This is a genomic window from Streptomyces sp. NPDC058239 (genome assembly GCF_042882185.1).
In the GTDB taxonomy this organism is placed as follows: Bacteria; Actinomycetota; Actinomycetes; order Streptomycetales; family Streptomycetaceae; genus Streptomyces.
The window spans coordinates 26540-37986 of record NZ_JBHVWS010000043.1; the positions used below are offsets into that span (position 1 = coordinate 26540).

Annotated in this window: 7 protein-coding genes and 1 pseudogene; 5 read left to right on the plus strand and 3 right to left on the minus strand. The window is 68.8% G+C overall.

All coding sequences use genetic code 11. The features are described 5' to 3' along the window. Window positions 1-18: 18 nt before the first annotated feature. Window positions 19-1080 (minus strand): PP2C family protein-serine/threonine phosphatase, encoded by a 1062-nt coding sequence (locus ACFVYE_RS33925; protein WP_383979056.1) that lies wholly within the window; start codon window positions 1078-1080, stop codon window positions 19-21. Window positions 1081-1354: 274 nt separating this feature from the next. On the opposite strand from ACFVYE_RS33925, the gene ACFVYE_RS33930 reads away from it, so the two are divergent. Next, window positions 1355-2356, plus strand: coding sequence for an alpha/beta fold hydrolase (locus tag ACFVYE_RS33930; RefSeq protein ID WP_389608087.1), 1002 nt, complete (start codon window positions 1355-1357; stop codon window positions 2354-2356). A 160-nt stretch (window positions 2357-2516) separates the two neighbouring features. Here the strand turns inward: ACFVYE_RS33930 and ACFVYE_RS33935 are convergent. Together ACFVYE_RS33935 and ACFVYE_RS33940 are read right to left on the minus strand one after the other, a co-directional pair. Beyond that, window positions 2517-2758, minus strand: a pseudogene (locus tag ACFVYE_RS33935) (transposase); the annotation flags it as partial. A gap of 134 nt (window positions 2759-2892) precedes the next feature. Continuing rightward, entirely contained in the window at window positions 2893-4704 is a 1812-nt protein-coding gene (locus tag ACFVYE_RS33940; protein ID WP_389608088.1) for a hypothetical protein, read from the minus strand. 230 nt (window positions 4705-4934) lie between these two features. Here ACFVYE_RS33940 and ACFVYE_RS33945 point away from each other — a divergent pair, with 230 nt between their 5' ends. The 4 genes from ACFVYE_RS33945 (at window position 4935) to ACFVYE_RS33960 (ending at window position 11299) form a co-directional block, all read left to right on the plus strand. Continuing rightward, on the plus strand, window positions 4935-6317 hold the full coding sequence (locus ACFVYE_RS33945) for an extracellular solute-binding protein (RefSeq protein ID WP_389608089.1): 1383 nt from the start codon (window positions 4935-4937) through the stop codon (window positions 6315-6317). Between the two features lie 57 nt (window positions 6318-6374). Beyond that, window positions 6375-7406: a carbohydrate ABC transporter permease gene (locus ACFVYE_RS33950; RefSeq protein WP_389608090.1), complete on the plus strand. Its 1032-nt coding sequence runs from the start codon at window positions 6375-6377 to the stop codon at window positions 7404-7406. Continuing rightward, window positions 7406-8332, plus strand: a complete 927-nt coding sequence (locus tag ACFVYE_RS33955; RefSeq protein ID WP_383967617.1) for a carbohydrate ABC transporter permease — start codon at window positions 7406-7408, stop codon at window positions 8330-8332. Before ACFVYE_RS33950 ends, ACFVYE_RS33955 begins: the two co-directional genes overlap by 1 nt. A gap of 171 nt (window positions 8333-8503) precedes the next feature. Then, complete coding sequence (locus tag ACFVYE_RS33960) at window positions 8504-11299, plus strand: hypothetical protein (RefSeq protein ID WP_383967614.1); 2796 nt, start codon at window positions 8504-8506, stop codon at window positions 11297-11299. Window positions 11300-11447: the final 148 nt, after the last annotated feature.

Sequence of the window (11447 nt, forward strand, 5' to 3'; positions counted from 1 at the left end):
CGGTGCGGGCAGGCGGCGTCACCCGGAGGCCGGAAGCCGTTGGATGGCGACCATTGCCGCATCGTCACCCAGGCGGCCGCCGGCGTGGTGGACGAGGTCGGCACACAGAGATGCCAGCAGGGAGTCCGGGCACCGGCCGCACCGCGATGCGGCCCGTTCCGCGAGCGGATAGAAGTCCCCTGACCGGTCCCGGGACTCGATGACACCGTCCGTGTACAGAAGCAGGGTGTCGCCGACGTCGAAGCTGAACGCCTCCGCCGTGTGTTCGGTGACCAGCAGGTGCGCCAGACCGAGCGGCGGGGCGGGCGCTCGTACTCTGAGCGGGATCGCCTCTCCCGCGCGCAGCAGGAGCGGCGGTGGATGACCGCAACTGACCAGGTGGAGCTCGGTGGCGGCATCGGGGATGTCGAGAACGGCCGCGGTGACAAAGGACTCTGCGGGGTCCTGGTCGTCGTCCCGGCCTTCGTGATCGGCGTCGTTCTCGTCCAGCGCGATGCTCGCCTCCAGATGCGCCACCAGATCGGGCAGCTGCGACTCCTGGCGGGAAAGAGCGTGGAAGGCACCCAGGACGCTGGCTGCCTCGCCGATCGCGGACAGTCCCTTACCGCGTACATCACCGATGATCATGCGGGTCCCGTCGGTGGTGCGGGCGGCCGCGTACAGGTCGCCCCCGATCTGCGCCTCCGCCTCCGCAGCCAGATAGACCGAGGCGATGCGCAGGGGTCCACTGCGCCTGGGCAGCGGTCGCAGCACCACTCGCTGCGCCGCCTCGGCCACCGAACGGAGCTGGGACACCGCCTGCTCGTTCCGTTCTCTCAGGTGGGCGAAGAAGGTGACGAAGACAGAGATGAGAACGAGCGCGATGATCTGGTAGGTGTGATTGAGGTCGTTGAGGCTGGTGCGCACGACGGCCACCAGGGATTGGGCCAGCACGGCGACCGCACCGACGAAGGCGGTCATGCGCGGCCCGGTGAACGAGGCAGCCACCGCAGGAGCCGCCACCAGGAATGGTCCGAGATGCACATCCGGCGGCGCGATGACGTCAACCACCGTGACGACGGCGATCAGCGCGAACGGCATCGCCACGAGAGCGTTCCTGCGCCTTCGGGTCTTTCGGAGCGACTGCAGGAACCGCCAGGAAGCCATGCTTCCGGGATACCTCACCCGGTGCCCCTCCGCTCCCCGTACAGCTGATCGGCACGGCACGGCACATACCGCCCCGTCACTCTGTGTTGCGTATCACTCACTCGAACGGTCGCCCGATTTCACTCCCTCGCTTCGCGCGTCGCGCCATTGGGGCCGGGCCTGGCAACGCTGAGCCCACCCAACCGCTCCTCGACGAAGAGAGAACAGCATGACCGTCTCGACCTTTCTCGCCCCGCGGAAGCGGACACGCGGGCGGCGCGCGCAGACCGTCGCCGTGGCGCTCACCGCGGCCGCCCTTGCCACGGCCGCCGGACCTGTCGCAGCCGATGGCGGTGCCGATCCGGCCGGCGCCAAGCCCACAGTGGTGGTGGTACACGGCGCGTTCGCCGATGCCTCGGGCTGGAACGGTGTGGTGGAACGCCTGCAGCGTGACGGATACAAGGTCATGGCCCCGGCCAATCCGCTGCGCGGGCTCGCCGGTGACTCCGCGTACATAGCCGGTCTGCTGAAGAGCATCAAGGGCCCGATCGTCCTGGCGGGGCATTCCTACGGCGGTGCGGTGATCAGCAATGCCGCCGCGGGGAATCCGCAAGTGAAGTCGCTGGTGTTCGTGTCCGCGCTCATGCCGGACAAGGGGGAGAGGCTGTCGGATCTGTCGGCCAAGTTCGCGGGAAGCGAGCTGAATGCGGCTCTGGAGCCGGTGCCGTTCCCGGAGGCCGACGGAAAGGAGGGGACCGATCTGTACATCCAGCCCGACAGGTTCCACGATGTCTTCGCGGCGGACGTGCCGCCGGGCACCACGGCCGTGATGGCCGCCACCCAGCGCCCCATCAACGGAGCCGCGTTCATGGAAACGGCAGCCGCGGCGGCCTGGAAGACCATTCCGTCCTGGGCACTGGTGGCCACCCGTGACAAGGCCATCGCCCCGGATCTCGAACGATTCGAGGCCAAGCGCGCCAAGTCGCACACGGTCGAGGTCGCCTCCTCCCATGTCGCGATGATGTCGCACCCCGATGTCGTCGCCGATCTCATCCGGCAGGCCGCCGGAGACCGAACACCCGCGAAGTCGCTCATGGCCTCGACGGGCACCAGCTCCGCGGTCCTGGCCTGCATCGGCGGACTCGCGGGCGTGACCGTCCTGACAGGTGCGGGCCTCCTGGCGGCCCGCAGGCGCCGCGTCACCAATGGCGGTCCCGACACGGCCCTCTGACACGAATGCACGAATCAGTGAGCACCCGCGAGCAGGCCGGACCATTGGACCGGCTGCGCCCGTCACGGCACGGCACCGCCGATGTGGCATCAACCATCCCTGATCCCCGCAGGGAATTCCGGCCTTCAGGACTCTGCTGAGGAATGCCTGGTTCGGCTGGTCAGACCGCGAGCATCACGGTTTCGAGGTGGGAGGTGCGGGTGCCGCCGAGTGGGGTGCCGGTCAGCCGTCGGCCGATGCGGATGAGGTTGCGTGCGGTGGCGGCGAAGACGTGGCCGAGGCGAGTCGCGGGTAGATCGCGGTAGCGGGTGCGGCGCAGGCCCGTGACGCGTACGGCCTGGGAGATCGTGCCTTCGACTCCAGCCGGATCGCATGGCGGTCCTTCCATTCGTCCGTGTCCTGTGGGCAGACGGCGCTGACGGTTTCCCAGTCGATGGTGAAGCCGGCGCGGTGCGGCGCGGAGCGCCGTGATCTCGTCGGCTCCTGCCGGGGGAGCTCCGCTCCGGCCCCCGGCCGAAGCGGAGCTCCTTGGGTGTCTACGGCACCAGCCGGGACTCCGACAGGCGGGGCGACGGCGGTGCCGCGCCGTCCACCGTCGCGGAGTGCAGCGCGGCGTGCTCCTCGCGGGACACGACCGACCGGCCGCCGCGCACCGTCAGGCGGCGTCCCTGAGGGGTCGTCCAGCACACCTCGGCGCAGTCGCCGACCACATCCACCTCGGGATCCGGCACCGGCTCCCCACCCTGCTCCGTACCGGCCGGCACGAGGGAGAGGGTGCCCGCCGCGAATGTGTCGCCCAACGCCGCCCAGTCCAGCTCGACCGGGGTCGCGCTCTCGAAAAGGACGACTTCGATCCGTACCCCGTCAGCGAGCGGGACCAGCCGTGCTGTCGGCGTACGGCCGCCGAAACTGCCCCCGGCCAGGCTGAAGCCCAGCCGTGCCGTCCCCAGATCGAGGTCGACACCGCCGTCGACCACGGACGTCTCCGCTACCGGCGGCGCACCGATCACGTCCACCACCAGACGCAGCGACCGCGCCCGGAACCGGTCACCCGGCTCGATCATGTCGAGGTGGTGGTGCCGGTCGCCCGCCGGGCAGGCGAAACCCGTCAGCCAGGCCACGTGCGGGCCGCTCTGCACGGTCGAGAGCACACCGGACGCGAAATCGAAGTCCTCCGCCCCGTCGTCCTTCATCAGATGGACGTGCAGATGCCCGGGGGAGCCGTCGGGGCGCACCCAGTGGCCGAACAGCGGGCGCCGCTGCAGCCAGGTGTCCTGGTGGTTCACGCTGCCCAGTGTGGTGACCGCGTCCAGCCAGGTGGTTCCCGTCTCCGGGGAAGGACTCTCGGCGAAGAGCTCCCGGTGCTCACGCTCACCCTCCAGTGCCAGCAGCCGAGGCAGGGCCCAGTCGGGCATGCGGTAGTCCACACAGGCGTGCACACCGATCGACATCTCCCCCCGGACAGGGCCGATCTCCGGGGTGCCAAGCACACCGCGTACCGCCTTGACCAGGAACGGTGGCACGCCCAGATCGTTGCTGTAGCAGCGGGCCATGGGGCCGGAGAGCTGACGGGTCGGCGGGTGCCAGCGGGCCAGGAAGTGCAGCCAGAGCCGGTCGTGCAGCCGGTCGTTGAGATCCAGCACCTCCTCGTCCCGGATGTGTTCCCTGATCAGGGTCAGCGTCTGGAGCACGACACCCCAGTAGGACGGGCTGTTGAACTCGGTGAAGCTGCCGGTGCTGTCGATCGCCTCGCACAGCCGCACCATGCGGTCCCTGCCGTACGCGAACAGCGCCTCGTCGTCGAGGAGCCTCCCGGCAGCAAGCGCGACGAACGTGCCCATCACGGCGACGTTGGTGTACGTCATGTGGACATTCCGGCGGACGATCGACGCCGCCGCGTGCCGTACCGACTCCCGGAGTTCACGCAGCACAGCGGGTGGCAGACGGTCGCCGTGCCGGGCGTGCACCAGCAGCAGCTGGATACCGAGGAAGTCCGCCCAGTTCCAGTCGGCGGGGTCCATCATCGCTGCCGGTTCCTCGGCGTAATAGCCCCAGATGCCGTAGGTGGCGCTCTCCGTGGACCGGTCCTGGAGCTCCGCGATCCGCAGGATCACGGAGTGGGCGCGCTCGCCGTCGCCGTCACCGTCCCGTTCCAGCAGGAGCAGCGCGTACTGCAGGGAGTTGCGGGTGGGGTGCGCGAGGCCGCCCTTGATATGGGTGTGGATGGGGTTGTACGGGGCTTCGACCTGCAGCAGGTTCGCCTCGGAGTCCCAGCAGCGGTCGCCCTCGGAAAGGGCCGCTCGCAGCAGGGCGCGGTCGTACTCGGCGGCCGACCAGGCAGGGTGCACGGGATGTCCTCCAGCTCGCGATCGTCGGACCGACGATCTCCGGCAACGCTTGGGAAACGTTTTCCAGAGGCTAAGCCGATGTCAACGCTCGGGCAAGGGGCATGCGGTGCGACCCCCGGTCGGAAGTCCGCCCCGGACCCATTGACGCGGCGATATCGGGCAGTGCAAGGTGACCCCGGCTGGAAAACGCTTTCCAGCCGGTTCCGGTCTGCCCCTGAATGGAGTCCCCGATGAGACCCTCCCTGCGCATCGCCCTGACGGGCGTCACCGCGGGTGCGCTCGTCTGCGTGCTTGCCTCGTGTTCCGGTTCCGGCAGTGACACCGCCGGCGACGGTACGGTGACCATCACCGTTTCGGGGCGGCCGCCGGCCACCAACGCGGCCGCACTCAAGACCTTCGATGCGCGGGTGGCGGAGTTCGAGAAGGCCAACCCCGAGATCAAGATCAAGACGAACGAGTACCAGTACGACCAGCAGAGCTTCCAGACCAAGGTCGGCGGCGGCAGCCTGGAGACGATCGTCCGGGTGCCGCTGACCGAGATGTCGGGCCTGATCAAGCGCAAGCAGATCGCCGACCTCACCGCCGACTTCGAGGGACTGAAGCACAGCGAGGGCTTCAACGAGGTCGCGCTCGGCACCGCGAAGGGCCTGGACGGCAAGATCTACGGCATACCCACCGAGGAGTATGCGCTCGGGCTGGTCTACAACCGGGATCTCTTCAAGAAGGCCGGACTCGACCCCGACAGGCCGCCGACCACCTGGCCCGAGGTCCGTGCCGCGGCCAAGGCGATCTCCGAGAAGACCGATGCCACCGGCTACGCCCAGATGACCAAGGAGAACACCGGTGGCTGGATCCTCACCGCCATGGCCTACTCCTTCGGCGACAGCATGCAGGAGGAGTCCGGCGGCAAGTGGGCCAACACCTTCGACCGTTCCGGCAGTGGCGCCGAGAAGTCCCTGAAGGCGCTGAAGGAGATGCGCTGGACGGATCAGTCGATGGGCAAGAACCAACTGCGCAACATCACCGACGTCGAAAAGGACTTCTCCGCCGGGAAGATCGGCATGACGATCGCCGGACCGAGCATGGTCGGCCACTACATCCAGCAGTACAAGGGCGACCCGGACACCGTCGGGCTCGGCGCCATGCCCACCGACGGCAGCAGCAGGCGGACCCTGGCCGGCGGCACCATCGCGGTGATCAGTCCCAGAGCCACCCCGCAACAGCGTGAGGCCGCAGCGAAGTTCATCGACTTCTACTACCTCGCCCCCAAGTACGACGTCGCGCTCGGCGAGAAGGACGCGGCGGCCAAGAAGAAGGACGGCGCCGTCATTGGCGTACCGAGCGTCCCGTTCTACAAGCCGGCCATCGCCGACCCGGTCCAGGCCGCAGTCGACAAGCAGGCCAATGTGCCGATCGGGCACTTCGCCCCGTACAGCAAGGCACTCGCCGAATACGAGCTGGTCATCGAGCCGCCCGTCGAGGCACAGAACGTCTACAAGGCCCTTGACAGCGCGGTCCAGGCCGTACTGACACGCGAGGACGCCGACCCGGCCGAGCAGTTGAAGAAGGCCGCCTCACAGGTCAAGTCCCAGGTGGAACGGGCGCAGAGTTAGGGCGTGTCCGGCACATCAGGCACTGAGCACAGCACGAGGAGAGGCGAGGAGACGTCAATGAGCAGGTCACACGCGCCTGTGGCGCCCGCCGGGAACCGCACCGAGAAGAACCGGACACAGAAACACCGTTCCGCCGACCCCTCCGCGCTCCGGACGCGGACATCGGACGGGCCGCCGCACACCGCCTCCCCGCGTCGCGGCGGCCCGGCGGAACGCTTCGTCCGCTGGGTCAGGCAAGGAGGTGTCACCACCATCCTGTTCGGCCTGCCCATGGTGCTGTGCTTCGCCTACTTCTCCTGGTGGCCGATCGTCCAGAGCGTGCAGCTCAGCTTCGAGCAGACCAATCTGATCGGCCCCGGCACCTGGGTGGGACTGGACAACTTCCGGCATGTGCTGGAGGACCCGCTGCTGTGGACGGCCGTCAAGAACACCGCACTGTTCGCGGCGCTCGCCCTGGTGATCGGCTTCCCGGTACCGCTCTTCCTCGCGGTGCTCATCGCCGAACTGCGGCGCGGCAGCACGCTGTTCCGTATCCTCGCCTACCTTCCGGTGGCCATTCCCCCGGTGGTCTCCGTCCTGCTCTGGAAATGGTTCTACGACCCGGACGCCGGCCTGTTCAACCAGCTGCTGGCCCATGTGGGCCTCGGCCCGTACCCCTGGCTCCAGTCCACCGACACCGCGATGCTGTCGATCGTCCTGGAGGCCACCTGGGCCGGTTTCGGCTCCACGGTGATCATCTATCTGGCGGCGCTCGGCTCCGTACCGACCGAACTGTACGAGGCCGCCGAGATCGACGCCGCGGGCATCTGGCGCCGGGTCTGGCACATCACCCTGCCGTCGCTGCGCGGGGTCATCCTGATCATGCTGCTGCTTCAGATCATCGGCACCCTTCAGGTCTTCACCGAACCCTTTGTGATGACGGACGGCGGCCCGGAGGACTCCACCCTCACTGTCCTGATGCTGATCTACAACTACGCCTTCCAGAACGGCGACTACGGAGCGGCGACCGCGCTCAGCGTGCTGCTGGCTCTCGTGCTCGGCGTGCTCTCGGCGATCTATCTGCGGGCGACGAAGAGCTGGAGCAACTGATGGCTGTACAGATCCCCCTTCGCACCCGCCGCAGGAACCGCCCCGAGGAGAGCGGACGCGGACTCATCTCCACCGCCGACCGCCGGCGGACCTCCGTGCGCGTCTCGCTCCGCTCCATCCAGGGGCTCTCGCTTCTCCTGCTGCTCGCCTTCGGCGCCGCACCCCTCTACTGGACCTTCAAGGGCGCCGTCTCACCGACCCAGGAGCTGCTGCGCGACCCGCTGGCACTCTGGCCCGACCACGCGCAGTGGGACAACCTCTCCCACGCCTGGAACGAACTCCAGGTCGGCCAGTACCTCTGGAACACCGTGGTCCTGGTCACCGGCTCGGTCGTCGCCCATCTGGTCGTCGCCACCACCGGCGGCTACGTCCTGTCCGTGCTGCGCCCCAAGTGGGCGGCGCCCGTACGGTGGATGGTGCTCGCCACCCTCTTCATCCCCGGCTCCATCTCCCTGGTGGCGCTCTACCTCACCGTGCTCGATCTGCCGGGCCTCGGCATCTCGCTCGCCAACAGCCCCTGGGGCGTCTGGCTGCCGCACGCCGCGAGCGCCTTCACCGTACTGATCGTGATGAAGTTCTTCGACGGCATCCCGCGCGAACTCTTCGAGGCCGCAAAGGTCGACGGCGCCGGCCCGTTCATCATCTTCCGCCGGATCGTGCTGCCCATGTCGCGGCCGATCCTCGCGGTGGTGACCCTGCTGACGGTCATGAACTCCTGGAAGGACTTCCTCTGGCCGCTGATCGTCATCCCGGACACCGAGAAGCAGCCCATCTCCGCCGCGCTGCCGCGCCTCGCGGAAACGGCGGAACAGTCGCTGCTCATCGCCGGGATGCTGCTCGCCATCCTGCCCCCGGTCGTGCTGTTCCTGATCTTCCAGCGGCAGATCGTACGAGGCGGGGGAGGCTTCACCGGCCTCAAGGGATGAGCACCACCCGGGCACACGCGCGGACCCGGTCCGCGCCGGCCGACGGCGGCAGCGGTGCGGGCCGACGGCACACGGACCGGTGTGCTCCGCCGGGGTACAGCCGACGGAGCACACCACCACCCGGGACCACCCAAGGACGCACCGCGCCGATCCGATCGAGAGGACACCTCGATGGAACAGAACGGCACGATCCGGCCAGGTCCCCTGGCACCGGCCAGAGTAATGGGCCGCTCCAGACGGCCCGCCGCATGGGGCAGCGCCGCCGCCCTGCTCGGCTGCCTGCTGGTGGCAGCCCCCCTGCCCCGCACGGCCCCGGCCGCCCATGCGGCCGGTACCCTCACCGTCACCTCGCCCGACCTGCTCTTCATCAAGGGACAGGCGAAGATCACCCTGGCCTCCGACGAGGCCTCGGTGGCCTGGAAGGCCATCGATGACCAGGGCCTGACCGTCGCGTCGGGCACCGCACCGGTCTCGGGCGGAACGGCCACCGTCGACGTCACCACGCTCGGCAGCGGCTACTACACGCTCACGGCGACCGCGGGCGCCACCACCCGTACCGCCGGCTTCGGCGTACTGACCGCGCTGGCCGGACACGAGCAGAAGGATCCCCGCTTCGGCACCGGCATCCACTACGGGTGGAACGACGGCGACGACCAGAAGCTGCTGCGCTCGGTCAAGCTGATGGGCATGCACGGGATACGTTCCGACATCAACTGGAGCGCCATCGAGAAGACTCCCGGCCAGTACGACTGGGGCAATTACTCCACCGACCAGCACATCCCGTACGCCAAGACGCTGGGCCTGACCGCCCTGCCCATCTCCGGCTACCGGAACGTCAATTACGACAGCAACCGGACACCGGCCTCCGACACGGCGCTGGAGGCCTACGGCAAGTACACCGCCGGGGTCGTGGAGAAGTACCAGCAGTCCACCAAGGAGGTCGAGATCTACAACGAGTACAACTCGGCCGGCTTCAACAACGGCACCTGCGGCATCACCGCAGACTGCTACCTCAAGCTGCTCAAGGCGAGCTTCGGAAAGGTGCACGCCAAGGTCCCGGACGCCACCGTCGTCGGCGGCGCCACGGCCGGTCTCACGACCGACTGGCTGAAGCGGCTGTACGCGATCGGCGGCCTGGACTACATGGACGCGCTCAGCGTCCACCACTACGGCTACCCGAACCCGCCCGAGGTGGCCCTGGAGAAGCTGCCGCAGGTGCGCGCCGATCTGGACGCGGCGGGAGGCAAGGACTTCCCGCTGTGGATGACCGAGAACGGTTACCCCACCCACAGCGACGGCGTCACCCCCGCGTTGCAGGCCGCCTATGTGCCGCGCGCCCAGATCTTCTCGTTCGCCTCGGGTGTCGACCGCTACTACTGGTACGACCTCACCAACGACGGCACCGACGCCAACAACAAGGAACACAACTTCGGCGCGTTCAAGCGGCCCACCACCGATGTCAAGGCCTGGCAGCCCAAGCCGTCCGTGGTCACCGAGGGCGTCCTGATCCGCCAGCTCGCGGGCCGCGCGTATGCCGGCCGTGAGAACGCCGGTTCAGACGCCGTCCGCTCGTACCGCTTCGGCACCGGCACCGACACCGTCCGGGCGCTGTACACGACCGCGACGACACCCGGAACAGTGGAGCTCTCGGCCACCGGCCCGGTCACCGTCACCGACCAGTTGGGCCGGGCGAAGACCTACACCCCGGCCGGCGGCAAGGTGCAGCTCGGGGTCGACGGCAAGGTGCTGTACGTCAAGGGCGCGGTGACCGGCGTCAAGTCCGTCGCCGCCCCCGCCTACTCCCTCGAACTCCCCGGGCGCACCAACACGGAGGAGCCCGTCAAGGCGGTGCTCAAGGTCGACCGCACGAAGGGGCACCTCCCGGTGCCGTGGCCCGTGCAGTTCCGCGTGGCGGGGGAGACGTACCGCCTGACGGCCAAGCCCGGCCAGGTCACCCGCAAGACCGTCGAGCTGCCCACCTCGGCCCTGACGGGGACGCGCTCGGTCAGCGGCACCGTCGGATTCGGACCGGTGACCCTCGGCCGCGTCACCACCGACACGGAGGTGGTGCCCCCGACCGAGGTCACCTTCGACCCGGTGGTGAAGAAGGCGGCGCCGTTCACCGCCGCGCTCAAGGTCACCGTCACCAACAACCGCACCCGCTCCGCGCTCGACCTCACCAAGCTGGAGTGGCAGGTGAACTCCGGTACCACCTATCTGGACCGGGGCACCATCGACGGGCCGATCAAGGTCGCCACCGAGTCCAGCACCTCGTACACCGTGGACGCGCGCAGCATCAAGCCGTGGAACCGCTACTGGACGGCCGCCTACATCAGCACCCCCGACGGCACCAGGACCCCCGTGGGCACCTGGAACGGCTGGGGCGCCGTCCAGCCCGCCGGTACGAACACCACCACACCCATCGACGTGGCCGCCCAGGGCTCCCTGCACTACACCGGCGGCTACAACGGCGCTTCCGACCTCTCCGGCACCTTGCGGCCCCAGTACACCGCGGCCGGGCTCGTACTCAAGGGCGAGATCACCGACAACGTCCTGGCCCAGCCCGCCACCACCGCCGAGAACATGTGGCAGGGCGACAGCATCCAGTTCGCCGTCACCCCCCAACTGCCCGGCCGCAGCCGACAGTACGTCGAGGTCGGCGCCTCGCTCGTCGGCGGCAAGCCGCAGGTCTACACGTGGCGGCCGCCGTCCGGCCAGTCCGCCGGCCCGACCCCGGGTGGCACCGCTCAGATCACCCGTGAAGGCACCACCACCCACTACACGGTGACGGTGCCGTGGGCCTCGCTCGGCCTCGCCGGCAAGCCGACCGCATCCATCGGACTCGGCGTCGTGGTCAACGACACCGACAACGACGGGCGGGCGCGCGGCTGGTCCGAATGGGGCGCGGCCATCGCCAACAACTCCAAGAGCGCCACCGGCCTGCGGGCCGTCCAACTGACCGACTGACCCATCCCATGAACGGGCGGGGGGCGGGGGCCCGGTGCCCACCCCGCACCCCCCCCGCCAAGAACACCCAGAGGGCTTCCCAACCCATGCCGAGTAGGAGCAAGCGCGCCAACGACGACCGGACCCACACCCCCCGGTCGGAGACAAG